Here is a 24,010-nt window from a genome sequence, read left to right as displayed (position 1 = left end):
CGCCCTCGGGCTCTGTCCACCCGTTGTGTTGTCTGTATGCCCCTCACAAGCGCACAACCCACCTCTTACGGGTGGGTAGATTTGTCGATGTGCGGAAGCTGAACTCCCGGCAGCTGCAAGGGCCTTGCCCGGCCGGACCCGCCCCGTCCGCCGGACGGGGCACCTGCGGGCTCAGGCGGCTGCCTTACGGAACGACGATCACCGGACGCTGGGCGCGCCGGGCCAGCCGGCCGGCCACCGAGCCGAAGATCCGGCCCACCAGTCCGTGCGTGGAGCCGACCACGATGGCGTCGGCCGCGTACTCGCTGCCGACCTCTTCCAGCTCGTGACAGATGTCCCCGCCCCGCTCCACCAGAATCCAGGGCACTTCGGCGAGGTGGTCGGCGCAGGCCAGTTCGAGCCCGAGCACCTCGGTGCGGTGGTCGGGGACGTCGACGAAGACGGGCGGCTCGCATCCCGCCCACACGGTGGTCGGCAACCGGTTGGCGACATGGACGATGATCAGGCCGGAGCCGGAGCGGTGGGCCATGCCGATGGCGTAGGCCAGGGCGCGCTCGCTGGAGACGGAGCCGTCGAAGCCGACGACGACGCCGTGCTGGAAGGCCGGATCGCAGGAGTGGCGCGTCTCGTCCGCCGCTTCGGGGATCGCCGTCGAGTCGGCGACCTGCCTGCGGTCTGCTGGGTCAGGGATCTCGTGTCCTGCCATGAGTTGTCTCGGCGAAGTGAGTCCTCTGTGCAGAGGGATGTCGGACGGCTTGCGCTCTCTGTGATCGGCTCGGTCGAAAACTGCTGGATGCCTGCACGGCCTGGTCGATGAAGACCGGGAATCGTCTTCCCAAGTCCCTTACCCACAGGGTACGGCCGCACTCCCCTCTTGCCCAGGTAATGCGTGGCGGGCCGCCCGAGGCGGTTGACCCCGGAGCATGCCTGAGCGCGGGCCACAGCGCAATGCCGCGTTACGCCCCTTACGCGCCTCCTTGACAGGCACGTAAGGCGGCCCTGGCCCGGAAGAACCGCTGAACAGGCCGCGTCGGCGGCCTGGGCACGCCCCGTACGCCCCTCGCACACCGTTCGTACCACTCCGGTCACCCACGGTGGGAACGGTTCGGCGCGGCGGCCGATGACTTGGGCGGTGACAGGGGGGCGCGCCGGAGTCGTCCGGTCCCGATCGTTGCGATGGCGCGAGAAGGTCCCCCGGGGCGCACACCGGCACACACCAGCGCGCACAGAGTCACAAAAAATCACGCACTGTTTCCGGCCGCGTACGCCGGGCGTACCTCAGGTGCCCCATACGCCCCACGGACCTCTGGAGCCCCAAACGCGAGCCGGGCCGATGACTGGATCGCACGTCTGACCCCCCGCGAATTTCAGCCAACTTGCCACCCCGCCACAACCCTTGCCCCGCCTTGCGCCAACCCCCCTGCCACCAGGGGCGAAAGGAGCGGCGCGCGGGTGTGCACCCTACGTTGATGGGGCAGAGAGGGCATGCGTACTTCCCTGTAGCGCCGTTGAGTGAAACGCTTCGTGATCGAATGCTTCACGCCAAGTTGCCATGTCGACATAGCGCCGGATGCCGAACTTGCACCGCCCACCTCATCCGACGCAGTAGATTCGATCTTGGCTTTCGCTGCGGGGGAGAGCGGGGGAGATCTGCATGGACCGAGAGGAACACAACGATTGAGGGGGGCTTAGTTCCAATGAGCCAGGACTCCACGAACGGCCCAGTCGAGACCCGCAAGCTGGCCGCGCGCCGCCGGCGCGAGATCGTGGCGGTGTTGCTCTTCAGCGGTGGTCCCATCTTCGAGAGTTCCATCCCGCTCTCCGTCTTCGGAATCGACCGCCAAGACGCCGGAGTTCCGCGCTACAGGCTGCTGGTCTGCGCGGGCGAGGACGGGCCACTGCGCACCACAGGCGGGCTGCAGTTGAGCGCGCCGTTCGGGCTGGAGGCGATCTCCCGCGCGGGCACCGTCGTCGTGCCCGCCTGGCGCTCCATCACCCAGCCACCACCACCGGCCGCACTGGACGCGCTGCGCCGCGCGCACGAGGAGGGAGCCCGTGTCATCGGGCTGTGCACCGGCGCCTTCGTCCTCGCGGCCGCCGGGCTGCTCGACGGCCGCCCGGCCACCACGCACTGGATGTACGCCCCGACGCTGGCCAAGCGGTATCCGGCCGTACACGTCGATCCGCGCGAGCTGTTCGTGGACGACGGGGACATTCTCACCTCGGCGGGCACGGCAGCGGGCATAGACCTGTGCCTGCACGTCGTACGCACCGACCACGGGGCCGAGGCGGCCGGGGCGCTCGCGCGCCGCCTGGTCGTACCGCCCCGCCGCGGGAACGGCCAGGAGACCGGCGGTCACCCCCGTCACCTGGACCGCTCCTTACCAGAGGAGATCGGCGCCGACCCGCTCGCCGAGGTCGTCGCCTGGGCGCTGGAACACCTCCACGAGCAGTTCGACGTGGAGACGCTCGCCGCGCGCGCGTACATGAGCCGCCGCACCTTCGACCGGCGCTTCCGGTCTCTTACTGGGAGCGCTCCACTGCAGTGGCTGATCACCCAGCGCGTGCTCCAGGCACAGCGTCTGCTGGAGACGTCGGACTACTCCGTGGACGAGGTGGCTGGCCGCTGCGGCTTCCGCTCCCCCGTCGCGCTGCGCGGCCACTTCCGCCGCCAGCTCGGCGCCTCCCCGGCCGCCTACCGGGCCGCGTACCGCGCGCGCCGGCCGGACGGGGAACAGGGGCACGAGGGTGCGGGTGCAGTGGGCGGAGCCGGGGGCGGAGCGCCGGGCTCCGGCGGCCACGCGCAGGGCCCGGGTCCGGGCGGGGGTCCGGGCGCGGGTGCGGAGAACTCGCTGCGGCTGCCGCACCAGTCCCATCAGCCCCAGCAGGGCCACTCGGGGCACCCGGGCCACCCAGGTCACCCCGGCCATTCCGGCCAATCCGGCCCGTCCGGGCACCCCGGGCACGCGCCGGGCGGCCATCCGGGGCCTGCCGGGCACCCGGGAGCCGGCCACGAGCCGGGGGCGGCGAACGGCCCGTCGGCGTACGGCACCAGGCACGAGACCCGTCACGAGCCGAGGGAGCACAGGAACGCGCAGCAGAACCGCTCCGAACGCCCTGAACAGGGCAAACCGGAGTCGGACACGTTCGCCCCGCGAGTGCCGGGGCAGCGAGGCCGGGGAGCGGGCTGAGCGGGTCCGTCACGTAGTGTGAGGCGCATGAACGATCGCATGGTGTGGATCGACTGCGAGATGACCGGCCTCTCGCTGTCCGATGACGCGCTCATCGAGGTGGCCGCGCTGGTGACCGACTCGGAGCTGAACGTACTCGGCGACGGCGTGGACATCGTGATCCGCCCGCCCGCACACGCCCTGGAAGCGATGCCGGAGGTGGTGCGCGAGATGCACACCGCCTCCGGCCTGCTGGCGGAACTGGACGCGGGCACCACGCTGGCCGACGCCGAGGCCCGCGTCCTGGCGTACGTCCGCGAGTGGGTCCCGGAGGCGGGCAAGGCTCCGCTGTGCGGCAACTCCATCAGCACCGACCGCGGCTTCCTCGCCCGGGACATGCCCGCGCTCGACGGCCACCTGCACTACCGCATCGTGGACGTCTCCTCGGTCAAGGAGCTGGCCCGGCGCTGGTATCCGCGCGCCTACTACAACAGCCCGGAGAAGATGGGCAACCACCGGGCGCTGGCCGACATCCGCGAGTCCATCGCCGAGCTGCGCTACTACCGCGAGGCGGTGTTCGTGCCCCAGCCGGGCCCCGACTCGGAGACGGCCAAGAAGATCGCCGCCCGGCATGTGTTGCCTCCGGCCGACTGAGCTCTTGGCCGACCGAGCCTTCGGCCGACCGGGCTTCCGGCCGGCTGCTGAGCCTCCGGCCGGCCGAGCAGCGCCTGGGCCGGGTCGGGTGAGGGGCCGCACCGGAAACCGGGGCGCGAGCACCGCGCCCGACCCTGTACACTCGTAGCGGCCGGTCAGGGAGATCTTCTCTTCCCCGCCGGACATGGTGGTCGTAGCTCAGTTGGTAGAGCACCTGGTTGTGGTCCAGGATGTCGCGGGTTCAAGTCCCGTCGATCACCCTCACTCGGAGGCCCTGTGGCCGGCGGAAACGCGGGCCACAGGGCCTCTGTGACGTATGCACGGTCGGGCGGGGGTTGTTCTCGTGGTCTTGGTCATCGTCTTCGGCATAGCCCTGCTGGTCGCCGTGCTGCTGTCCGGACTGGCGGCCCGGTCGGTGCTGTCCACCTCGCTGCTGTTCCTCGCGGGCGGCGCGCTGGTCGGAGACGGGGGGCTCGGACTCATCCACGTCGCGCCCGGCAGCGAGATCGTCCGGGTGACGGCCGATCTGGCCCTGTTCGCGGTGCTGTTCACGGACGGCATGCACGTCCGCTTCGCCGAGCTGCGCGAGCGGTGGAAGAGCCCGGCGCGTGCGCTCGGCCTCGGCATGCCGCTGGCCTTCCTCGGTATCGCGCTGCTCACCCACTATCTCGTCGGCTTCGACTGGACGACCTCCTTCCTGGTCGGCGCGGTGCTCTCGCCCACCGACCCGGTGTTCGCCTCCGCCATCGTCGGCCGCCAGCAGGTGCCCGCACGGCTGCGCCAGCTGCTCAACGTGGAGAGCGGCGTCAACGACGGGCTGGCGCTGCCCTTCGTGCTCATCTTCATCGCGGCTGCGGCCCCGAGCGGGCACAGCGAGCACGCCTCGCTGGGCAGCATCGCCCTGGAGCTGGTGCTCGGCGTGGTCTTCGGCATCGCGGCACCGCTGCTCGTCAACGGCCTGACACGCTTCCGGCTGCTGGGCGCCGAGCCCAAGCTCCAGCCGCTGGGACCGCTGGCCATCGGCGTCATCCTGTACGCGGTCTGCTCGCTGACCCACGCCAATGCCTACCTGGCCGCGTTCAGCGCGGGTGCCGTCCTGGCGGCGGTCTCGCCCGAGGCCAAGCACGCGTTCGAGCCGTTGGGCGACTCGCTGGCCGAACTGGCCAAGTTCGTCGCCCTGCTGGTCTTCGGAGCGCTGCTGACCGGCGAGCTGTTCAGCGATCTGTCCTTCGGCGGGTACGTGGTGGCCGTACTGGCGATCATCCTGATCCGCCCGGCCTCGCTCCTGCTGTCGCTCATCGGCACCTCCTTCGACCGGCGGGAGAAGCTCACGGCCGCCTGGTTCGGCCCCAAGGGCTTCGCCTCCGTGGTCTACGGACTGCTGGTGCTCCAGGCCGGAATCCCGCGCGGCGAGGAGGCGTTCACCCTCATCGCCGTCACCATCGCCTTCTCGATCATCGCCCACAGCAGCTCGGACGTGCCCATCGCCCGCCTCTTCGATGTCGAGGAGCTCGTAGGCATCCCCGACGACAAACGCGGCCCCCACTGGCCGTTCGGCGCGGGCGCCCGGAAGGACCCGGCCGAGGAACCCGCGAAGTCCACAGCGCGCAAGGACAACGACAGCCAGACCCCCGACGCGTAGCCGCCGGGCGCGGGCCAGTCAGGCACGGGGAACGCGGCGACGGGCCGCACGGCAGCGGATGCGGGTGCGGGATCGGCATGGGAGCTGTCCGGCGGATCTTGCCGGGCAGCAACTGCCCCTGACTGTCCGCGGCAGGCTGCGGCAGCGTCGTGGTTGTGCGCGCAGTTCCCCGCGCCCCTTCGGGCGAGAGTGCGGCGGGGGTGGAAAACACTGCGTTCCCGGACTCCCTGGGGAGGCGGGAACGCAGTGCTGACGGGCTGGCAGAGCGGGTCTGCCACGGGAAAGTGTTCGGGTCAGTCGAGGATCATCGGCCCGAAGTAGAAGAAGTACGAGCCGCTGATGATGTGGTCGTCGTCGGAGACGTTGACCTTCTTCACCGACTCGTACACCGAGTTGCCGTGCCCCTTCGGCCAGGCGGCGGCCGAGCCCACGCCCGCGCCGGCCAGGCCCAGGACCGCGAAGCCAACGGCGACGGAGCGCGCGAGCATACGCATGCGCATGTGAACCTCCAAGGGTTGGTTGGACGAGACACCACGATGGAGGGTGAAGTGTCACTTTTTGGTACAACACGACAACGCCGCCCGTAATGAACCCGGACGGCGCACCCACCCTCGTATTCGAACTAATATTCGGTACGTGAGTGAGTGGCGCGACCGTGCGGGCCCGTGGGCGCGGGCCCGGATGCCGGACGGACAGGAGCTGGACGTGATCGTCACCGGCCGCTCCCGTACGGCCGACGGCCACTGGTGGTACGAGTGCGAGGCGATCCTGCCCAGCCGCTACGAACACCCCGACGGGCGCGCCGAGCCCAAGAGCGCGCCGACCGCGATCAGCGTCGCCGCCGAGAACATCACCCCGATCCCCGGCGAGAACTATCATGCGGTGCCCACGGCCGGCGCCGTGGCGGGCCGCCAGTGGCTGGCCGTCCGGGTGCGGGGCGTCGGTGAGACGGGGCCGTGGTGGTGCGTACACCGCCGGGACTGCTGGCAGGCCAGGGACGGCTGGCTCACCCGGCGCATCACCTCCCGCGAGGCGGTGGAGCTGCTGGCGCGGACGGCCGAAGCACGGGTGTGCGACGTCTGCCGCCCGGACCGGGTGCTGGGGCGGTCCGGGCGCTGACCCGCGGATCCGCGGATCGGCTGACCCGCGGATCTGTGGACGGCCTCGCCCCACCCGGGGCGACGCCTGGCGTCCGCGTCTCAGCCGAGCCGGACGCCGTGCGAGGCGAGATAGCGGACCGGGTCGATGTCCGAACCGTAAGAGCGACCGGTCCGTACCTCGAAGTGCAGGTGCGGGCCCGAGGAGCGGCCCGTGTTACCGGAGAGGCCGAGCCAGGTGCCGCCGCCCACCATCGCACCGTCCCCGACGTAGATCTCCGACAGATGGGCGAAGAGGATGTACTTGCCGTCGATCATCCGCACCGTCACCGCCTTGCCGTAGGCGCCGGCCCACCCCGCGAAGACGACCGTCCCCGGTCCGACGGACCGCACCGGAGTGCCCACGGGCACGGCCAGGTCGACACCGGTGTGGTAGCCGGCCGCCCAGCTGCCCTTGGCACCGTACGGCTGCGAGATCCGCACCCGCGACGCGACCACCGGTGTGACCCAGCGGCTCCCCGCCCCGACCCCCGCTCCCTGCCCGGCTTCGGAGGAGGAGGGCGGGGAGGACGGGGTGGGCGGGGACGAGGGCGAGGGCGAAGGTGGGGCCGAAGACGAAGAGGAAGGTGGGGGCGGGGACAAAGGCGGGGACGAGGGCTCGGGCGAGGACGGCGAAGACGGCTGGGACGAAGGCGGGGACGAGGGCTGGGGCGAGTCCGGGGCCGGGGCCGGGGGTGAGGACGAGGCAGGTGCGAGCGGCGCCGCCGCGGACTCGGGGGTCGGCGTCGCGGGCGCCGCCGAGGGGTCGGACGCGGGTGGCAGTGACGCCGCCGGAGGGCCGGGCGCGGGCGTCACCGGGGCCGCCGAGGACGCGGTGGTGTCCGGTTCCGGCGTGGCGAGAGCCGCGGCGGGGGCGAGCAGCGCCGCACCCGTCAGGGTGAGGCCGAGCAGGCGGCGGACACGGCGTCCCGGTCCCAGCGCCTTGCCCGTGCGTGCCTTGCCCGCCCCCGTCGTACTCGTCGTTCCCGTCCGTGCCGTGCCTGTCGGTGTGCCGGTTCCGGTGCGCGCCATGCCTGTGATCCAACGACCGGTGCGGGCCGGGCGCACCCGGAGCAGGGCTCACGGGGTGACGTGATCCCTCGTCAGGAGGAGCCGCGCCGCACCAGCTCGGTGGGGAGTACGCGGTGCCGGGCGTCTCCCTCTCCGGGCGCGGGCCCGGCACCGCCCGGGGTCCACTTGCCCAGCAGCTCCAGCAGCACCCTGGCCATCTCCCGCCCCATCGCGGCGATCGGCTGGCGGACGGTGGTCAGCGGCGGGTCCATATGGCGGGCCACGACCGAGTCGTCGAAGCCGACCAGCGCCACGTCGTCCGGCACCGAGCGGCCTGCCTCGCGCAGCGCTCGCCGGGCGCCGGCCGCCATCACGTCCGAGGCGCAGAAGACGGCGTCGAGTCCGGGGGCGCGGTCCAGCAGCTGCCGCATCGCGCGGTCCCCGCCCTCCTCGGTGAAGTCGCCGCACGCCATCAGGTCCGCGTTCTGGGGCAGGCCCGCCTCGCGCAGCGCCTGACGGTAGCCGTCGGCGCGGCAGCGTGCCGCGTACACGTCGGCAGGCCCTGTGACCGTGGCGATCGTGGTGCGCCCGCGCCCCAGCAGATGGGTGACGGCCGACCGGGCGCCGCCGGTGTTGTCACAGTCGACGTACGGAACCGGTTCGGCCGCGCTGCGGCGGCCGCCCAGTACGGCGGGGATCTCTGAGCGGGCCAACAGGTCCGGCAGGGTGTGGTCGGCGTGTACGGACACCAGCAGCACGCCGTCGATGCGGTGGGCCGCCGCGTACTGCGCGAAGCGGTCCCGCTCCTTGCTGCCGTGCAGCAGCGTGAGGAGCAACTGCATGTCGGCACCGGCGAGTTCGGCGCTGATGCCCCGCACTATGGCGGGGAAGTAGGGCTCGGTGAAGAACCGGGACTCCGGTTCGGGCACCACCAGCGCCACGGTGTCGGCGCTGCCGGCCGCGAGCGCGCGGGCGACCCGGTTGGGGACGTAGCCCAGTTCGGCGACGGCTTCCTCGACGGCGGCGCGCGTGCGGTCGCTGACCCTCGGCGAGCCGTTGATGACGCGGGAGGCGGTGCCACGGCCCACCCCGGCGCGGCGCGCCACTTCCTCCAGGGTCGGCCTGGACTGTGCGGTTCCGCGGGCCCGTCCGCCGCGCACTGCTGCCATGGTGCCCTCCCCGGTGCTGCGAGCCCCGACCCCGTGGGGCCCGGGCGAGGAGAACATTCAACTACACCGGCCCCGGCAGCAGGAGGGGCATGAACCGAGGCGGTGCGAGAGGAGGCGGGGCACGACGGCGGTGTGGGGGGTGGTGGGTGCCGTCGCGCCCCGCCGGTGGGGGGTGGCCGGAGGTGGCTGGTGTTGGCCGGCAGCGGCCGGCGCGGTCAGGTCAGCCGGCGAATGCCTTGCTGAACTCGTCGGGGCTCTGCTCGATGCTGGAGCAGGTCGGGTCCGCCTGGTCCTTGGGGCCGCCGGGGCAGGGCTTGTCACGGGTACCGGACCACATGGACAGCCAGCCCATGCCGTGCTCGTCCGCGAAGGCCCGCAGCTCCTTGGCGTCCTCGGGTTCGAAGATTTCGACGTTGACGTCGTTGACGCCGATCATCGGGGTGACGGCCAGCGCCTTCCAGGCGGCGGCGTCGTCGAGGCCGAGGGCTGTCGCGACCTGCTTGTGGGACGCGGTGGCGGCCTTGGTGGCGTACTCGCCCATGTCTCCGTCGTAGGAGGGGCCGTAGTCCATCGCCATGATGTTGACGGCCGAGACCTCGACCCCGTTCTCCTCGGCGTTCTTCAGCAGCGCGACGCCGGGTTCGGTGAGGCCCTCGGGCATCACCGGCAGGGTGTAGGAGACGTCCAGGTCCTGGTGGCTCTTCTGGAGCGAGGCGATGGCCTTGGCGCGCCGCTCGTTGGCCTCGGTGTCGGGCAGTGCAGCGCCCTCGATGTCCAGGTCGATCTTCTTGAGGTCGAAGGCGTCGATGACCTTCCCGTACGCCTTGGCCAGCTCATCCGCCGAGTCGCAGGCCAGTGCGAGCTCGGAGCCGTTGGCGCCGCCGAAGGAGACCCGTACGTCACCGCCCTTGGCCCGCAGCTCGGGTATCTGCCCGGCGACCGGGTTGTCCGTCAGCTCCTGGCTGCCGCCCCACTTGGGGACGCAGCCGCCGCCGCTGGTGACGAAGGCGAGGTTGTACTCCTTGACTCCGGTCCTCTCGGCACTCTTGAGCAGGTCGTAGGAGGGCTGGAGCGAGGTGTCGACATACGGCGCGAAGGGGGTGCCCGCGGAGTCGGCCGCCCGCTCCTCGCCCGCCGTCGCGTTGCCGGCGAGCAGGAAGCCGCCGCCCGCCACGAGCACCATGGTGGCGGCGCCCAGCGCCGTCTTGGTGGCGCGGCCGGTACGGCGGCGGTGGCCCGCTGATTTCGTCATCTCGTTGCTGCCTCGTCCTGTGGGGGATGGGAACGAGCAGCACGGTACTGACGGTGAATCGGGCAAACGCCATGTTGCGGACTTCTGCCGTCGGCCTTAGGGAGCTCTTAAGGAAGCCGAAAGGGCCTCCTCAGGAGAGGGCCCCGGACCGCGGCCGCGCGGCGGGCGGGGCCCTTTCGCCGCGCTGTTGCTCCATTCGCCGCACAGCCCCGCCACTCCGTGGAGTGAGGGAGCGGCGCTGGTCGGAAAGTCACAACGACGGAGCCCGGCCCCTGTGCCTGGATGGTGGTCAAGTTGTCTGTCTCCTGGAGGAAGAACACCATGCTCCGTTACGTGACCACGGCCGCCTGCGCCGCCGCCCTCGTCCTGGGTGGCGCCTCCGCCGCCGTCGCCGACTCCGGTGCCCAGGGTGGCGCCGCCAAGTCGCCGGGCGTGCTCAGCGGCAACGTCGTCCAGGTGCCCATCCACATTCCGGTCCAGGTGTGTGGCAACACCGTCAACGTCATCGGTCTGCTGAACCCGGCCATCGGCAACACCTGCGTGGCCAAGTAAGCAGCCGAGTAAGCAGCGGCACGCCCCGCGACGCCGCCGGGTCCGGCCCGTCCCACGGTCCGGACCCGGCGGCGTTCCCTGTGCCGCTCAACGGCCGCGGGAGGTGCCGCTCAGCGGCGCACCCAGCGGCGGGCCCGGCGCCGCAGACGGTGGTTGCGGCGACGCCCGCCCGTCGGCCGCAGCGCCAGCCACATCCGCACCTCTGTACCGCCCAGCACCGAGCGCCCCAGCCGTACGTCGCCGCCGGTGGACTCCGCGACCCGGCGCACGATGTCCAGCCCCAGCCCCGTCGAGCCGGGTCCGCCCGCGCCGTGGCCGCGCCGCAGCGCCGCCTGGGGGTCCTCGATGCCGGGCCCCGCGTCGGAAACCAGCACGATGACGGCGTCACTGCCGGGACCGCCGCTGTGCAGGTCGACGGAGAAGGCGGTGCCCTCCGGCGTGTGCCGGAAGACATTGCCGAGCAACGCGTCGACGGCGGCGGCGAGTTCGGCCCGGGCGACCGGCACCCTGGCCGGCTGCTCGACCCCGGCGACCCGCGCCTCGCGCCCCTCGTCCTCGGCCAGCGCCGACCAGAAGGCCATCCGTTCGCGGATCACCTCGGCGGCGTCGGAGACGGCCGAGTGCGCTGCGCCAGGCGACTTGGCACGCTGCTCGCGGGCCGCGCCGATGATGCGGTCCACCTCGCCCTCCAGCTGCGCGACGGCGGCCCGCGTCTGGTCGGCCGCGTCGCCCGAGCCCAGCGAGGCCGCGTTCAGCCGCAGCACGGTCAGCGGGGTGCGCAGCCGGTGCGAGAGGTCGGCGGCCAGCTCCCGTTCGTTGGCCAGCAGTTGGACGACCTGGTCGGCCATGGAGTTGAAGGCGACGGCCGCCGACCGCAGCTCCGTCGGCCCCTCCTCGGGCACCCGGACGTCCAGTTCGCCCTCGCCCAGGTCGTGCGCGGCCCCGGCGAGCCGTTCGGCCGGCCGTACCATCCGGGTGCCGAGCCGGTCGGCGACCGCGACCGAGCCGACGACCAGCGCGACCCCGACTCCTGCGAGCACCATCCAGGAGGTGGCCACCCCGCGGGTGACCTCCTTGTCGGGCACGAAGACCTCGACGACCGCCACTTTGCCGCCCGCCACAGCGGTGGGCCGCAGCAGCGCGTACCCGCCCTCGACCTCGACGGTCGAGGCCCGCCCGAGACGCCGCGCCGCGGCCACCCGGTCCTGTGGGGCAAGGCTGTGCCCGACCCGCAGCTCGCCGCCGGAGCCGGAGCCGGAGCCGTCGGATCGGCCGGACTCGGCGCTCTTGCCGGACTCGGCGCTCTTGCCGGACTCGCTGGTCGCACCGGAGGGCAGGTGTACGGCGATGCGGTCCTGAGCGCCCGCCTGGGTGACGGCGACGACGCGCTGCAGCTCGCGGTGGTCGCGGGTGATGGCCAAGGCGGGACCGATGGCGGAAGCCTGCCGCTCGGCGCCCGCGAAGGCGCGGTCGCGCGCGGTCTCCTTGACGACCAGTGCCAGCGGTACCGCGAAGGCCACCACGACCATCACCGTCACCGCGAGGCAGACCTTCACCAGCGCCCACCTCACGCGGGCCCGCCTCTCACGCCGGGGCCCCTCGCGCCGGGCCGCAACCGCCCCTGCACACCGGGCCCTCTCGCGTCGGGCCGCCGCTCACCGTGGCCCGCCCTCCTCCTGGGGCGGTTCCAGCTTGACGCCGACCCCGCGCAGGGTGTGCAGATAGCGGGGCCGGGCGGCCGTCTCCCCCAACTTCCGCCGCAGCCATGACAAATGCACGTCGATGGTCTGGTCGTCCCCGTAGGAGAGCTGCCACACCTCGGCCAGCAGCTCCCTGCGCGGGACGACGACACCTGGCCGCCCCGCCAGAAAGGCCAGCAGGTCGAACTCCCGGCGGGTGAGATCGAGCGCCACCCCGTCCAGCCGGGCCACCCGGCGCAGCGGGTCGACCACCAGGCCGCCGACCCGCAGGACGCCGTCCCCGGCGCTCTCCCCGCTGCCGCCGAACTCCCCTGTGCGCGTACGGCGCAGCACGGCAGCCATCCGCGCCGAAAGGTGCGCCACCGAGAACGGCTTGACCAGGTAGTCGTCCGCGCCGGCGTGCAACAGCCGGACGATCTCGGCCTCGTCGTCCCGCGCGGTGGCGATGATCACAGGGACGTCCGTGACCCCGCGCAGCATCTTCAGCGCCTCGGCGCCGTCCAGATCCGGCAGTCCCAGGTCCAGCACGACCACGTCGAATCCGACCTGCGCCACCTCGCGCAGGGCCTCCAGCGCCGTACCCACACTGCGGACCGTGTGGCCGGCCTCTGTCAGGTGCCGGATGAGAGCGGAGCGCACGAACTGGTCGTCCTCGACCACGAGCACACTTGGCATGGGCGGAACCGTACGACATTCCAACGGCCTCTAGGCTGACGGGGATGCAGCGCCCAAGTAGCCTCCCCGGACCTCGCTGGCTGCACGTCGGCGCGTGGCTCCTGGCCACCGGCGCCGCGACCACGCTCTCCTGGTTCGGGGTCCACACGGTGCTGAACGAGACCGCCGAAGCGCCGCCCCGGGCCCTGCCCGTCTCCGGCGGGAGCGCCGACCGGGTCACGCCCCGGGCCTCCTCCACCCACCGGCCCAGGCCGAGCCCCTCTCCCACCCCGAGTCCCTCGAAGACGGCCACGCGGACGCCGCGGCACACCGGCTCCCCGGGCTCGCACCCCGGCGCCGAGGAGCCGAGCCCGGACGGCCACCACACCGGAAACGTCAGGGGCGCGACCGTACGCGGCGGCCGGGCCGTCTTCGACCTGAGCGGCCGGGAGGGAGCCCTGGTGTCCGCGACCCCCGATCCGGGATGGGAGATGCGGATCTGGGAGGCTCCGGGGCTGGTCCGGGTGACGTTCACCAACGGCGCCGTCTCCTCGTCGGTCTTCTGCCGTTGGGACAACGGCCCGCCGCGGATCGAGACGTACGACGGGTAGGGGGTGCTAGCCGAACGTGCCCTCGGGCGGGGCCGGTGAAGCCGTTGCCGTGGCGTCCGTCACGGGGGCGGCGCCGGCCGTGAAGGCGTCCAGGCCGCGCCCCGCCTCGACCCGGCCCGGGTGCGGGTCGCCCGCCGTGCGCCGGGTCAGCTCGGCGACGGGCAGCTCCCCCTCGGCGGCCAGCAGCACGCCGTTGCCGAACCGGCGGCCACGCAGCACCGCGGGGTCGGCGAGCAGGCAGCGCTGCGGGAAGACGGCCCCCGCCGTGGCGATCTGGGCGCGCAGATGGCGCAGTGGCGCGCCGTCGGCGATGTTGGCCGCGTACCACCCGGCGGGCCGCAGCACCCGCCGCACCTCGTGCAGGAACTCCACGCTGGTGAGGTGAGCCGGAGTGCGGGCACCGCTGAAGACGTCGGCGATGACGAGGTCGGCCCAGCCCTGCGGCAGCCGCTCGAGGCCCGCGCGTGCGTCACCGCCGCGCACCCGGATGCGCCAGCCGCGCTCCAGCGGGAGGTGCTCGCGCACCAGCCGGGTCAGCTCCTCGTCCACCTCGACCACCTGCTGGGTGGAGCGCGGCCGGGTGGCGGCGACGTACCGCGCCAGTGTCAGCGCCCCGCCGCCCAGGTGCAGGACGCGCACCGGGTGGCCGGGCGGCGCGAGGAGGTCCACCAGGTGGCCGAGGCGGCGCTGGTACTCGAAGCCGAGGCGGGTGGGGTCGGCGAGGTCCACGTGCGACTGCGGGGCTCCGTCCAGCAGCAGCGACCAGGAGTACGGCCGGTCGGGGTCCGGCACCAGCGAGGCGGTCCCGCCACCGACCCCGGCTGTGACCGGGCCTGCGGCACGGTTCCTGGTGCGGTCCCTGTCGCGCTCGGCGCCGCGGTCCCTGGCGCGCTCACCGTCGCGCCCCTTGTCGCGCGGCTTGTCACGCCGTCTGTCGCCCCGTGCCATATGCCCATTGTCCGGCACCCGACGCAGGTCACCCACACGGACGGTTTTCCCTCCCGCGCCGCGCGCCCCTCGGGGCAATTGCCCCACGTCCGGTAGGGTCCGGGGCTTCTGCCCCGGGTTCCGCGCATAAAATATGTGAAATGCGGAATACTTGCTTTCGGCATTTCCTGCCATTGATTCTCTTTTCTGTCGCTCCCGAAGTGGGCGACCGGCCCCTGTCGGCCGTGCGACAGAGGAAAGAGAGAAGGAATGAAGGTTCGGAATTCCCTGGCCGCGCTGGGTATGAGCGCGGTGCTCGCGCTCGGCGTCGGCGGCGCTGTGGCTCCCGCCGCCCAAGCGGCCACCCCCGGCACCCCGGTGACCGACGTGGCGGCGAACGCCGACTACAAGAGCAAGGATCTGAAGAACGGCCGTACGAAGACCGGAAAAGCAACACCTGCGGGCAAGGCCGGGCAGGCACGACCCCCGGCGCGCGCCTCGCTGCGCTGCTGGAGCCCCTACCTGAGGGGACGGGTCTTCGCGGTCTCCTGCTCGGGATCGGCTTTCCGGGTCTTCGTGGACTGCTCCAACCGCGTCCGCTACGTCACACCCGTGCTGTCCGGCAGCAAGCGCGTGACCCTCGTGTGCCCGTCGGGCACCAGGGCGCTGCGCGGCGGCGCGTTCGGCCGCTGAGCCGACCCGTGGGACCGGGGCTGCCGAGCGTTCTCCCGCACAGGGCGCTGGGCAGCCCTTCGGTGTGCCGCACCGGCCCCCGCTACGGCGCCGGCTGCACCCGGCCGGCCGCGGCGATGGTGCGGGCCGCCTCACCGAGGGCCGCGCGAAGTTCGGCGGGCTCGGTGGCGCGCGCGTAGGCACCCTCCGGCGGCACCAGCCACCCGGTGCCCGCCACCGGCGGCTCGCCCGAAGCGCTGCGTGCCCCTTGCCCGTTGGAGCCCGCGACCGTCTCGCACGTCTGCGTGCAGGCGCTGCCGGGCAGATCCCAGCAGTCGGCCGTGCCGGGCGGGACGAGGAAGCCGAGGGTGTCACCCGCGCGGTCGTGCAGCACCGGGCCGACGCCGTCGCGGAGCCGGAGGATGTCCACGGCCTCGAGCCCGTGCCGGGCGGGCACGGTCACCAGGTCGCAGGGGCCGGGAACGCGCCCGGCCGGAGTGCTGTTGCCTACGCCAGTGTCCAACAACTCAGACCCCTCCTCGCGGTCGCTGTGCATCGTTCAACGGCTGTCCTTGTCAACGGCTACGGTGGCGAACCAGCGCATTGGATGGCGTTTCATGGCAGAAGCAGGGTGAGATATCCCGTTTGTAGCCAAACACTGGGTGTCGGACCCGTCACAGCCGGTACGTTTCAGCCATGGCGTCGTCACCCTCAACGTCACCAGCACCGCAGCACCGCCCCAACACGGCTTTCCGGGCACTGAGGGGGCATCTCTCCCCGGGGGAGTTCGCGGCGAACGTGCGCCGTTCGGCTCGCGAGATCGGCGAACAGGTCTCGTGCGACGCGCGCTACATCGGCCGCGTCGAGTCCGGTGAGATCAGGTGCCCCAACTACGCCTACGAGCGGGTGTTTCTGCACATGTTTCCGGGCTACTCGCTCACGGACATGGGCTTCGCACCCCGGGAGTCCGTACGCGGTCGTGCGGCGCGCGCTCGCGGGGCGCGCAGCGATGGACAAGCGCCTCAGCAGTCCACCGCGCGCTGTGACGGCCCCGCACTACCCCAACTGCCCCCGTTCACCGACCATCCCGACAGCCCCGGTCTCACCGCATTCCCCAACTGTCCCGAGTACGACGAGGAGAGCGACGTGCTACGTCGCGCTTTCATGACGGGCGGCCCGGCCGCCCTTGCCACCGCCTCGCTGGGCGGCGCCGCGCCCAGCGCCTGGGCCGCCCACCCGGCACCCCCGGCCGCCCCCGCCCACGCACACGTGGGAGACACCGAGGCCAGTGCCGTCGAGAACGCCGTACGCCGAATCCGGCTGCTCGACGACCGGCACGGCGGGGCCGGGCTCTACGGGCAGGCCACCGGCTCCCTGCGCGCCGCCTACGGCCTGCTGGACACCGGCGCCCACCGCCAGTCGGTGACGGACAGACTGCACTCGGGCGCGGGTGAACTCGCCATCTCCGTGGGCTGGCTGGCCCACGACTCGGGCCGCTACAGCGACGCACGCTCCCACTACGCCGAAGCGCTGGCCACCGCACGGGTGGCGCAGGACCCGGCCCTGGAGGCGCACGCCTTCTGCAACACCGCCTTCCTCGCCCGGGATGCGGGCCGCCCCCGCGAGGCCGTACGCGCCGCGCAGGCGGGCCGGCACGCCGCCAAACACCTGGGCTCCCCGCACCTGCTGTCGCTGCTCGCGCTGCGCGAGGCGGGCGGCTGGGCGGGGCTCGGTGACCGCGCGGGCTGCCGGCAGGCGCTGGCGCGGGCGCACCAACTGTTCGCCAAAGGGCCGTGCGACAGCGATCCGGAATGGATGAGCTTCTTCGGCGAGGCCGAGTTGGAAGGGCTGGAGGCCCAGTGCTGGTCGGCGCTGGGCCTGTGGGACCGCGCCGCCGAGCACGCGGAGCGGGCCGTACGGCTGCAGAACCCGCACTTCACCCGGAACCGCGCCCTGTTCACCGCGGAACTCGCGGGTGACCTCGCAGCGCAGGGCAAGCCGGAGGAGGCGGCCTCCGCGGGGTCGCGAGCGCTCGACTTCCTGGGACCGGTCCAGTCGACGCGGATCAGCACCATGTTGGACGCGGCGGCGAAGCGGTTGCGGGGTTTCCGCAGGGCCCCGGGGGTCGCAGCCTTCCTCTCCCGGCACGCGGCAACGCCCTGAGGCCGGATATCGCGTACCCGCAAGGGGGCTGCGCCTGCCCACCCTGCTCCCCCGGACTCCGTCCGGGCGGTACCCCCAGGCGCAGACTGCCCAAGCGCAGTTCACAGCAAGCGGTCAGTCCAAGTGGCCTGTGTCGTTCCAGCGCTCGACGGCCGGGTCCCCGTACGCCCAGCCGAGAACGGACAGCGAGGCGGGGTCCAGGCGGAGGCGGGCCGCGAAGGAGGGGTCGTAGCCCAGCCAGCGGGCGCCCAGCACCCGCAGGATGTGGCCGTGGGCGAAAACGAGGACGTCGCGGTCGGCCGACCGCGCCCACCGCACCACCTCGTCGGCGCGGGCGGCGACCTCGGCCAGGCCCTCGCCGCCTGTCACCCCGTCCCGCCAGATGAACCAGTCGTCCCCGGCGCGCTCCCGGATCGCCTGGGTGGTGAGGCCCTCGTAGTCGCCGTAGTCCCACTCCATCAGCGCGTCCCACTGCTGGGCGCCCTCGAAGCCCGCCAGTTCGCAGGTCTCGGCGGCGCGGACGAGCGGACTGGTGCGCACCTCGGCGCCTGGCAGCCCGTTCCACGGCGCGCGGTGCAGCCGCTCGCCGAGCAGCTTCGCCATCCGCCGGCCCTCTTCCAGCAGCGGTACATCGGTCCGGCCGGTGTGCTGTCCGGTCACCGACCACTCGGTCTGACCGTGCCGGACGAGAAGGATGCGCGCTGCCATAGGGACCTCTCGGACGTGCTCGAGGGTGCTCCGGTGTGTCCGGAACCCACCGATCCATCTTCGCGCAGGCCGCGCCGGCGCGACCGGGCGGGGGCACGTTTCGGCAACGGGAGGCGCGTTGTCAGCGGAGGATGCGAGACTTCGGCGGGTACCGCACCCTCCCCCGAGGCCACAGCCGATGACTAGCTCCTCGCTACCGAAGCAGACCCCGCCGCAGGGCACCGCACCGGCCGCCGGGCCGGACGGCCGGCAGGCCACGGCGCAGCGGCTCGCCGAGCTGCGCGGCGGGCCCGATGTGCAGCAGCGCCCCCTCGACGCGCGGGCGCTTGCCGCGCTGGCCGCCAACCCCGGCTGCCGGCGCCGTGCGCTGCTGGACGGCGCGGGTGTCGACAAGGGAGCGGTGGCCGATGCCCTGGGCTCTCCGGCGCCGTTCGGGCAGTCGCAGTTCGCGCTGGTGCGGGGCAACGCGTTCGAGGCGCGGGTGAAGGCGGACGGCGGCGAGGTGCTGCTCGCGCTGCTGTGCGAGCACACCGGCACGACCCCGCCTGACCCGGCCGAGGTCGCCGTCCCCCAGCTGACCGCCGACGGCCCGGCCGGGCGCGCCTTCCGCACCCGGCAGGCGCTGGCAGAGGCGGCGGAGGGCGGATGGACCCTGCTGGACCATCCGCTGCTGTCGCTCCAGGTGGCCGGCTCGACGGCGTATCTGGAGCCGGACGCGCTGGCCGTCCATCCGGACGGCACCGTGACCATCATCGAGATCAAGTCCTTCGCGATCCTGGACGGTTCCGCCGACCCGGTGAAGGTCGGCGCCGCAGCGCGGCAGGCGGCTGTCTACGCGCTCGCGCTGGAGGATGTGCGTACGGTGCGCGAGAGTGCGCTGCTGGTGTGCCCCAAGGACTTCTCCAACCTGCCCACCGCTGGGCTGCTGCCGCTGCGCAAACAGATCGCCGCGACCCGGCGCCAGCTGAGACGGCTGACCCGGCTGGAGGAGATCGCCGCCGGGCTGCCCGAAGGCGTCCACTTCGCGCCGGACCAGGAGCCCGCCGCGCTGACGGCGGCCGTCGAGTCGGTGCCCGCCAGCTACGCGCCGGAGTGCCTGTCCACCTGCGAGCTGGCCTTCCACTGCCGCGACCGGGCCCGGGAGTCGGGCGACGTGGTGGCGCTGGGCCGCTCGGTGCGCGGCGAGCTGGGCGGGCTGACGACGGTCTCGGATGTGCTCGCGGCGGCCTCCGGCGACCCGGAGAGCCCGGCCGCGCACGACCCGGCCGCCACGGCACTGCGCAGGGCCGCCGCACTGCGCGCCGAGGCCCTGGAGGCCGCACACGACGCACAGGCCCGACAGGACGCAGAGGCCGCCGCGGCAGCGCACGCCGCGGCAGCGCACGCCGCGGCAGCGCACGTCGCGGCAGCGCACGTCGCGGCAGCGCACGTCGCGGCGCCGGAACAGGCCACCCCGGCAGACCACGCCACCCCGGCAGCACAGGCCGCGGCAGCCACGTCTGCCGCTCCGTCGGCGCGCCCGGCGGGGACGGAGGCGCGCTGATGTCGCTGCTGAGCGCGCTGGCGCGGATGGAGGCCGCCGCCTGCGGGCGCGCGCGGCCGGTGGCGACCGTGCGCCACCGGCATCTGGCCGAACGCCCGCTGGTGCTGGTCCCGTTGACGACGGCCGGTGAGAACGGAGCGCCCCTGGGGGCGATGCTGGGCACCGACCGGTCGGCCCCCGAGATCTTCACCGTGCCGCAGCCCAGGGACCGCGACCTGCGGTTCGCGTTCCTGGGACGGCTGGCCGAGGCGATGCTGCCGCATCTGGAGTCCTGCCAGGACGAGGTGGAACTGGTCGAGCGCAAGGAGACCGACCCGGAGACCGGCAAGCGCGTCACCGTCGAGGCGGAGCTGTGCGCCGACGCGCCGCAGGTCCTGGTGCCTACCGGACCCGGCGTGGATTTCGTACGGCTGCTGGGGCGCTCGATGCGGTTCCGGCGCACCGCCGAGGAGGACCCGGGCGCCGAGCACCCGGTGCCGCCCCGGGTGCCGCTGCTGGGCCGCTGGCTGACCCACTACGGCGAGCGCGCCCGGGTGCCGGGCTCCTCGCTGCTGCTGTCGATGACGGGGCTGCTGTCGCGGCACTGGGCCACGGGCCAGAGTCGGCTGGAGGACCAGCATCTGGGAGCGCTGCTGGCGTGGCTCGCGCCGCCGGACGGACTCGACGGGGCCCAGGCGGCGCTCCGGGCCGAGCTGGGCCGGGACGCGCGCGGACAACTGCTGGTGCCTCCGGCGGGCCCGGCGACCGACCCGGCGTTCGACAACGATCTACTGGCCCCGGCCATCGCGCGGTACGACAAAGGGGTGCCGGGCGCGGCGCGGGAGGTGCACGAACTGGTGGCCGCGCAGCTGCGCCCCACCTGGGAGGCGATGTGGCAGGGCGTCGAGCTGCTGCGGGCCCTGCCCGAGGCGGCGCACGCGCCCGACAGATGGCGGCGCGACCGCCAGTCCTACACCCACCACCGGGACCGGCTGCGGGCCGGCGAGCCGCCGCAGCCGCGCCGGGACGACGCGGTGACCGCCGCGCGCAAGCTGGCCATGCGCGAGCAGCGGCAGGCGGAGCTGGACGCGCAGGAGGCGCTGGACGACCCGCTGGTGATGGCCGTACGGCGGCTGGCGGGCGAGGCGTTCCTGGCGGAGGTGCTGGAGGTGGAGATGGCGTACTCGGAGGGCAAGCGGCCCTCGCCCCGCCCGCTGGTGACGGTGCACACCCAGGACACCCCGCTGCTCTCCGACGGTGACAAGCTGCACCGGCAGCTGCCCACCGGCACCCAGCAGCGGGCCGAGCTGGCGGAGCTGGCAGGCCCCGGGGAGTACGTGCTGCGGCTGGTCAGCGGGATGGGCCGGGCCAAGGAGCCGGCGGAGGGGACGGTGCCGCAGAAGGGCGACCTGGTGTGCTGGACGCTGTTCGAACACGCGCCGCGCGGTGGCCCCGGGCTGCCGGAGCCGGAGGAGACGCCCTGGACACACGGCGGTCCGCCGGGTGAGCCGAGCGCCGAGCTGCCCGACCCGGTGACCGCGGAGGACGTGCTGTGACGGCGGGTGTGGAGTCACCGGAGCGGCCGCCGGGCAGCGGCCCGACCCCCGCGTCGGCGGCTGCCGCGGCCACCGAGGCGATCCTGGCCGACACGCTGGGCGGCGCGCACCGGGGCGTTGTGGTGGACTCGCCGCCCGGCGCCGGAAAGTCGACGCTCGTGGTACGCGCGGCGCGCGAGCTGGCTGCCGCCGGGCATCAGCTGATGGTCATCGCGCAGACGAACGCGCAGGTGGACGACCTGGTGGACCGGCTGGCGACGGCCGACCCCGAGCTGCCGGTCGGGCGGCTGCACAGCAGCGAGCCCCATCCGTACGACCCGGTGCTGGACCGGCACCCCTCGGTGCGGACGTCCGCCAAGCCCGCCGAGCTGGCCGGGCTGGACATCGTGGTCTCCACGGCGGCCAAGTGGGCGTGGGTGAGCCCGGACGAGCCGTGGCGGCACGCGATCGTGGACGAGGCGTACCAGATGCGCTCGGACGCGCTGCTGGCCGTGGCGGGGCTGTTCGAGCGGGCGCTGTTCGTGGGCGACCCCGGCCAGCTCGACCCGTTCAGCCAGGTCGGCGTGGAGCAGTGGGCGGGCCAGCCGCACGATCCCTCGGCCAGCGCGGTCGGCACGCTGCTGGCGCACAACCCGGGGCTGCCGCAGCACCGGCTGCCGGTCTCCTGGCGGCTGCCCGCCTCGGCGGCCGAGCTGGTCTCGGACGCGTTCTATCCGTACACGCCGTTCCGCAGCGGCACCGGCCCCGGCGAGCGGCGGCTGGCCTTCTCGGCCCCGGCCGACGGTTCGCCCCTCGACGCGGTGCTGGACGAGGCCGCCGGGGCGGGCTGGGGACTGCTGGAGCTGCCGGCGGCCCGTACGCCCCGTACGGACCCGGAGGCCGTGGCGGCAATCGCGCGGCTGGTGCACCGGATGCTGGAGCGGCAGGGCCGCACGCACAGCGAACGGGACAGCGGCGACGACGGCCGGGGGGCGCCGCTGTCCGCCGACCGGATCGCCGTGGGCACGGCGCACCGCGACCAGGCGGCGGCGGTGCGGCAGGCGCTGGCCGAGGTGGGCGGACCGGAGGGCCCCGCGGCGCAGGTCACCGTCGACACCGCGAACCGGCTCCAGGGCCGGGAGTTCGATGTGACGGTGGTGCTGCACCCGCTGTCCGGGCGGCCGGACGCGACCGAGTTCCATCTGGAGACCGGCCGGCTGTGTGTGCTGGCGTCCCGGCACCGGCACGCATGTCTCGTGGTGTGCCGGGAGGGGGTCGCCGAACTGCTGGACGACCATCCGGCGACCGAGCCGGTGCGGCTCGGTGCGGTCTCACTCGCGCCGGACGGCTGGGAGGCCCACCAGGCGGTGCTGGCCCGGCTGGCGCGGCACCGGGTGCGGCTGGAGTGAGCCGCCGGACTGCCGGGCCGTCGGACGGCCGGTCCGTCGGCGCCTCGCAGCCCGTGCGGGCGTGGGGGTACGGAGCGCACAATGGGGGGCGGCCCACGACCTTGGAGGTATGGACACATGGCTGAGCCGCACTCGGCTCCGGACCCTTCGCGCTCCTCAGCCCAGGAGAGCGGTGCCGGTGGCCCGCACTACCGCCGCCCCGCGCCGCTGCTGTTCGAGCCGACCGAGGCGGCCCCCGACGACGAGCACTTCTTCGGGCTGGAGTCCCTCACCGACCCCAAGGAGTTGCTGGACCGCGCGACGGAGCTGGTGCACGCCTTCCGGGGGGCAGCCGACCGGGCGCAGGAGTATCAGGCGGCTGCCGCCGCGCAGCTCGCCGACCCCAAGAGCTTCGACAAGCTGCCGGACGCCGCGATCGCCGACCGCGGCGGCTGGAGCGAGGAGTACGCGCGCAAGATGATCGAGTTCGGCCGGGATCTGCTCAAGGACCGGGTGCCGGGCACCCAGCCACCGCCTCAGCACTGAGAGTGCAGGTCGCAGGGGTGGCGTCCGGAATATCGATTTTCGCTTCACCGGATCGTGGTGTTAAGGTCTAGGACGTCAGCAGGCGCCGCTAGCTCAGTTGGTTAGAGCAGCTGACTCTTAATCAGCGGGTCCGGGGTTCGAGTCCCTGGCGGCGCACAGACAATCGGAGGCCCCTCGCGAAAGCGGGGGGCCTCCGGTGTGTCCGGACGCGCTAGGGGGTGAGCGGCACCGTGGCCTCGAGGGCGCCCACCGTGGCGGGGGCGCCGAGGTGGTGGACGCGGGCCGGCGGCAGGTTGGACAGGATCAGCCGCTCCTCCAGCAGCCAGGGCTCGATGGCGGCGCGCACGGCGCGGCGCGCGGCGGTTCTGCGCGGGTCGGCGCCCTTGAGGGCCCGTCCGCCCGCGTAGCTGAAGAAGGAGAGGGTGCCGCCGGGCCGCAGCGCGGCCAGCATCCGCGAGAAGACGGCTGTCACCGCCTCCGGAGGGAAGTTCGCGAACGGGAGGCCGCACACGATCGTGTCGTACTCCCCCAGCTCCCGCTCCTCGATCTTTCCGTGCCACAGCCGGGTGCGGTCGGCGACCGGGGCCAGCGCCGGGTCGGTGCGCAGGGCTCTGCCGAGCCGGGTGACGAAACCGGGGCTGGACTCGACCAGATCGAGGGCGTCGCGCGGCCCCAGGCGGCGGACCAGGTGCCGGGTGACGGCCCCGGTCCCCGGCCCGACCTCCAGGACCGTACGGGGCTGGTCGGGGCCACCGGGGCGAACGTGGTGGGTCAGGGCACGGGAGAGGGCGTTGCCGCTGGGGGCTATGGCACCCGTGGTGCGGGCGGCGGTGAGGAATGCGCGGACGAAGACGAGGGTGTCGCGTGTCATCGGCGAGGCTCCGTACCCAGCGCGGCCAGACGCAAACTGCCGACTGCCGGGGCGTATGAGGCTGAGGGGGTGAGTGGTGCGGGCGGCCGCGGCGTGGACATACGTCCTCCCGAGAAAGTAGATAGTG

The 24,010-nt window shown here is 73.3% G+C and carries 24 protein-coding genes and 2 tRNA genes; 15 read left to right on the top strand and 11 right to left on the bottom strand.

The genetic code is table 11. The features are described from left to right. Positions 1-184 precede the first annotated feature (184 nt). Positions 185-706 carry a universal stress protein gene (locus JW592_RS05280; protein WP_209212707.1) on the bottom strand — a complete coding sequence of 174 codons (522 nt, stop codon included), beginning with the start codon at positions 704-706 and terminating at the stop codon, positions 185-187. Positions 707-1,697: 991 nt separating this feature from the next. Between JW592_RS05280 and JW592_RS05275 the strand changes: the two genes are divergently transcribed. The 4 genes from JW592_RS05275 to JW592_RS05260 all read left to right on the top strand — a co-directional run bounded on the left by JW592_RS05275 (position 1,698) and on the right by JW592_RS05260 (position 5,466). Next, positions 1,698-3,191, top strand: a complete 1,494-nt coding sequence (locus JW592_RS05275; RefSeq protein ID WP_209263677.1) for a GlxA family transcriptional regulator — start codon at positions 1,698-1,700, stop codon at positions 3,189-3,191. 27 nt (positions 3,192-3,218) lie between these two features. Continuing rightward, complete coding sequence (orn, locus tag JW592_RS05270) at positions 3,219-3,824, top strand: oligoribonuclease (protein ID WP_209263676.1); 606 nt, start codon at positions 3,219-3,221, stop codon at positions 3,822-3,824. Positions 3,825-4,011: 187 nt separating this feature from the next. Further along, positions 4,012-4,084, top strand: a tRNA-His gene (locus JW592_RS05265). 83 nt (positions 4,085-4,167) lie between these two features. Further along, on the top strand, positions 4,168-5,466 hold the full coding sequence (locus JW592_RS05260) for a cation:proton antiporter (protein ID WP_209263675.1): 1,299 nt from the start codon (positions 4,168-4,170) through the stop codon (positions 5,464-5,466). A gap of 293 nt (positions 5,467-5,759) precedes the next feature. Here the strand turns inward: JW592_RS05260 and JW592_RS05255 are convergent, their stop codons facing one another. Further along, the gene (locus JW592_RS05255; protein ID WP_229375205.1) at positions 5,760-5,966 is read right to left on the bottom strand and encodes a hypothetical protein; all 207 of its coding nucleotides are present in this window, start codon (positions 5,964-5,966) and stop codon (positions 5,760-5,762) included. 136 nt (positions 5,967-6,102) lie between these two features. On the opposite strand from JW592_RS05255, the gene JW592_RS05250 reads away from it, so the two are divergent. Next, a complete protein-coding gene (locus JW592_RS05250) occupies positions 6,103-6,585 on the top strand; it encodes a DUF6233 domain-containing protein (RefSeq protein WP_307805296.1) in 483 nt (160 codons plus the stop codon). A gap of 80 nt (positions 6,586-6,665) precedes the next feature. Here JW592_RS05250 and JW592_RS32515 read toward each other — a convergent pair whose 3' ends face one another. Beyond that, positions 6,666-7,061 (bottom strand): M23 family metallopeptidase, encoded by a 396-nt coding sequence (locus JW592_RS32515; protein WP_307805295.1) that lies wholly within the window; start codon positions 7,059-7,061, stop codon positions 6,666-6,668. 76 nt (positions 7,062-7,137) lie between these two features. On the opposite strand from JW592_RS32515, the gene JW592_RS32510 reads away from it, so the two are divergent. Beyond that, complete coding sequence (locus JW592_RS32510) at positions 7,138-7,698, top strand: hypothetical protein (RefSeq protein WP_229375204.1); 561 nt, start codon at positions 7,138-7,140, stop codon at positions 7,696-7,698. 7 nt (positions 7,699-7,705) lie between these two features. Here JW592_RS32510 and JW592_RS05240 read toward each other — a convergent pair whose 3' ends face one another. Both JW592_RS05240 and JW592_RS05235 read right to left on the bottom strand, forming a co-directional pair. Then, positions 7,706-8,782 (bottom strand): LacI family DNA-binding transcriptional regulator, encoded by a 1,077-nt coding sequence (locus JW592_RS05240; protein WP_209263673.1) that lies wholly within the window; start codon positions 8,780-8,782, stop codon positions 7,706-7,708. 220 nt (positions 8,783-9,002) lie between these two features. Then, positions 9,003-10,034 (bottom strand): chitinase, encoded by a 1,032-nt coding sequence (locus JW592_RS05235; RefSeq protein WP_209263672.1) that lies wholly within the window; start codon positions 10,032-10,034, stop codon positions 9,003-9,005. Between the two features lie 321 nt (positions 10,035-10,355). Here JW592_RS05235 and JW592_RS05230 point away from each other — a divergent pair, with 321 nt between their 5' ends. After that, positions 10,356-10,586: a chaplin gene (locus JW592_RS05230; protein WP_209263671.1), complete on the top strand. Its 231-nt coding sequence runs from the start codon at positions 10,356-10,358 to the stop codon at positions 10,584-10,586. 110 nt (positions 10,587-10,696) lie between these two features. On the opposite strand, the gene JW592_RS05225 is transcribed toward JW592_RS05230, so the two are convergent. Together JW592_RS05225 and JW592_RS05220 are read right to left on the bottom strand one after the other, a co-directional pair. Next, complete coding sequence (locus JW592_RS05225; RefSeq protein ID WP_209263670.1) at positions 10,697-12,157, bottom strand: sensor histidine kinase; 1,461 nt, start codon at positions 12,155-12,157, stop codon at positions 10,697-10,699. Positions 12,158-12,241: 84 nt separating this feature from the next. Continuing rightward, positions 12,242-12,961, bottom strand: a complete 720-nt coding sequence (locus JW592_RS05220; protein WP_209263669.1) for a response regulator transcription factor — start codon at positions 12,959-12,961, stop codon at positions 12,242-12,244. A 44-nt stretch (positions 12,962-13,005) separates the two neighbouring features. On the opposite strand from JW592_RS05220, the gene JW592_RS05215 reads away from it, so the two are divergent. Continuing rightward, complete coding sequence (locus tag JW592_RS05215) at positions 13,006-13,551, top strand: hypothetical protein (protein ID WP_209263668.1); 546 nt, start codon at positions 13,006-13,008, stop codon at positions 13,549-13,551. Positions 13,552-13,557: 6 nt separating this feature from the next. On the opposite strand, the gene JW592_RS05210 is transcribed toward JW592_RS05215, so the two are convergent. Next, positions 13,558-14,499, bottom strand: a complete 942-nt coding sequence (locus JW592_RS05210) for a spermidine synthase (RefSeq protein ID WP_209263667.1) — start codon at positions 14,497-14,499, stop codon at positions 13,558-13,560. A gap of 249 nt (positions 14,500-14,748) precedes the next feature. Between JW592_RS05210 and JW592_RS05205 the strand changes: the two genes are divergently transcribed. Next, positions 14,749-15,171, top strand: a complete 423-nt coding sequence (locus JW592_RS05205) for a hypothetical protein (RefSeq protein WP_229375203.1) — start codon at positions 14,749-14,751, stop codon at positions 15,169-15,171. 82 nt (positions 15,172-15,253) lie between these two features. On the opposite strand, the gene JW592_RS05200 is transcribed toward JW592_RS05205, so the two are convergent. Continuing rightward, complete coding sequence (locus tag JW592_RS05200) at positions 15,254-15,706, bottom strand: hypothetical protein (protein ID WP_229375202.1); 453 nt, start codon at positions 15,704-15,706, stop codon at positions 15,254-15,256. A 140-nt stretch (positions 15,707-15,846) separates the two neighbouring features. Here JW592_RS05200 and JW592_RS05195 point away from each other — a divergent pair, with 140 nt between their 5' ends. After that, on the top strand, positions 15,847-17,313 hold the full coding sequence (locus JW592_RS05195) for an NsdA family TPR-like regulatory protein (protein ID WP_209263666.1): 1,467 nt from the start codon (positions 15,847-15,849) through the stop codon (positions 17,311-17,313). 114 nt (positions 17,314-17,427) lie between these two features. On the opposite strand, the gene JW592_RS05190 is transcribed toward JW592_RS05195, so the two are convergent. Further along, a complete protein-coding gene (locus tag JW592_RS05190; protein ID WP_209263665.1) occupies positions 17,428-18,021 on the bottom strand; it encodes a histidine phosphatase family protein in 594 nt (197 codons plus the stop codon). A 178-nt stretch (positions 18,022-18,199) separates the two neighbouring features. Here JW592_RS05190 and JW592_RS05185 point away from each other — a divergent pair, with 178 nt between their 5' ends. From JW592_RS05185 to JW592_RS05165, 5 genes are all read left to right on the top strand, one after another. Continuing rightward, positions 18,200-19,564, top strand: a complete 1,365-nt coding sequence (locus tag JW592_RS05185) for a hypothetical protein (RefSeq protein ID WP_229375201.1) — start codon at positions 18,200-18,202, stop codon at positions 19,562-19,564. Then, positions 19,564-21,099, top strand: a complete 1,536-nt coding sequence (locus tag JW592_RS05180; protein WP_209263664.1) for a hypothetical protein — start codon at positions 19,564-19,566, stop codon at positions 21,097-21,099. The genes JW592_RS05185 and JW592_RS05180 overlap by 1 nt, the downstream gene beginning before the upstream one ends. Beyond that, on the top strand, positions 21,096-22,487 hold the full coding sequence (locus JW592_RS33135; RefSeq protein ID WP_307805294.1) for an AAA family ATPase: 1,392 nt from the start codon (positions 21,096-21,098) through the stop codon (positions 22,485-22,487). Before JW592_RS05180 ends, JW592_RS33135 begins: the two co-directional genes overlap by 4 nt. A 117-nt stretch (positions 22,488-22,604) precedes the next feature. Next, positions 22,605-23,012 (top strand): DUF8844 domain-containing protein, encoded by a 408-nt coding sequence (locus JW592_RS05170; RefSeq protein WP_209263663.1) that lies wholly within the window; start codon positions 22,605-22,607, stop codon positions 23,010-23,012. Between the two features lie 82 nt (positions 23,013-23,094). Beyond that, positions 23,095-23,168: transfer RNA gene (locus tag JW592_RS05165), tRNA-Lys, on the top strand. A gap of 55 nt (positions 23,169-23,223) precedes the next feature. Here JW592_RS05165 and JW592_RS05160 read toward each other — a convergent pair. Continuing rightward, positions 23,224-23,883, bottom strand: a complete 660-nt coding sequence (locus JW592_RS05160) for a class I SAM-dependent methyltransferase (protein WP_209263662.1) — start codon at positions 23,881-23,883, stop codon at positions 23,224-23,226. Positions 23,884-24,010: the final 127 nt, after the last annotated feature.

It is taken from the genome of Streptomyces spirodelae (genome assembly GCF_017676385.1).
Lineage (GTDB): Bacteria > Actinomycetota > Actinomycetes > Streptomycetales > Streptomycetaceae > Streptomyces > Streptomyces spirodelae.
This window is presented reverse-complemented; position numbering and strand designations above follow the sequence as displayed.

Excerpts from the sequence above, each read along its gene's own strand:
- JW592_RS05240 (WP_209263673.1), bottom strand. The coding sequence starts at position 8,782 with ATGGCAGCAGTGCGCGGCGGACGGGCCCGCGGAACCGCACAGTCCAGG.
- JW592_RS05195 (WP_209263666.1), top strand. The coding sequence starts at position 15,847 with ATGGCGTCGTCACCCTCAACGTCACCAGCACCGCAGCACCGCCCCAAC.
- JW592_RS05170 (WP_209263663.1), top strand. The coding sequence starts at position 22,605 with ATGGCTGAGCCGCACTCGGCTCCGGACCCTTCGCGCTCCTCAGCCCAG.
- JW592_RS05280 (WP_209212707.1), bottom strand. The coding sequence starts at position 706 with ATGGCAGGACACGAGATCCCTGACCCAGCAGACCGCAGGCAGGTCGCC.
- orn (WP_209263676.1), top strand. The coding sequence starts at position 3,219 with ATGAACGATCGCATGGTGTGGATCGACTGCGAGATGACCGGCCTCTCG.
- JW592_RS05230 (WP_209263671.1), top strand. The coding sequence starts at position 10,356 with ATGCTCCGTTACGTGACCACGGCCGCCTGCGCCGCCGCCCTCGTCCTG.
- JW592_RS05215 (WP_209263668.1), top strand. The coding sequence starts at position 13,006 with ATGCAGCGCCCAAGTAGCCTCCCCGGACCTCGCTGGCTGCACGTCGGC.
- JW592_RS05185 (WP_229375201.1), top strand. The coding sequence starts at position 18,200 with ATGACTAGCTCCTCGCTACCGAAGCAGACCCCGCCGCAGGGCACCGCA.
- JW592_RS05255 (WP_229375205.1), bottom strand. The coding sequence starts at position 5,966 with ATGCGCATGCGTATGCTCGCGCGCTCCGTCGCCGTTGGCTTCGCGGTC.
- JW592_RS05235 (WP_209263672.1), bottom strand. The coding sequence starts at position 10,034 with ATGACGAAATCAGCGGGCCACCGCCGCCGTACCGGCCGCGCCACCAAG.
- JW592_RS05210 (WP_209263667.1), bottom strand. The coding sequence starts at position 14,499 with ATGGCACGGGGCGACAGACGGCGTGACAAGCCGCGCGACAAGGGGCGC.
- JW592_RS05180 (WP_209263664.1), top strand. The coding sequence starts at position 19,564 with ATGTCGCTGCTGAGCGCGCTGGCGCGGATGGAGGCCGCCGCCTGCGGG.
- JW592_RS05275 (WP_209263677.1), top strand. The coding sequence starts at position 1,698 with ATGAGCCAGGACTCCACGAACGGCCCAGTCGAGACCCGCAAGCTGGCC.
- JW592_RS05160 (WP_209263662.1), bottom strand. The coding sequence starts at position 23,883 with ATGACACGCGACACCCTCGTCTTCGTCCGCGCATTCCTCACCGCCGCC.
- JW592_RS05205 (WP_229375203.1), top strand. The coding sequence starts at position 14,749 with ATGAAGGTTCGGAATTCCCTGGCCGCGCTGGGTATGAGCGCGGTGCTC.
- JW592_RS05220 (WP_209263669.1), bottom strand. The coding sequence starts at position 12,961 with ATGCCAAGTGTGCTCGTGGTCGAGGACGACCAGTTCGTGCGCTCCGCT.
- JW592_RS05200 (WP_229375202.1), bottom strand. The coding sequence starts at position 15,706 with ATGCACAGCGACCGCGAGGAGGGGTCTGAGTTGTTGGACACTGGCGTA.
- JW592_RS05190 (WP_209263665.1), bottom strand. The coding sequence starts at position 18,021 with ATGGCAGCGCGCATCCTTCTCGTCCGGCACGGTCAGACCGAGTGGTCG.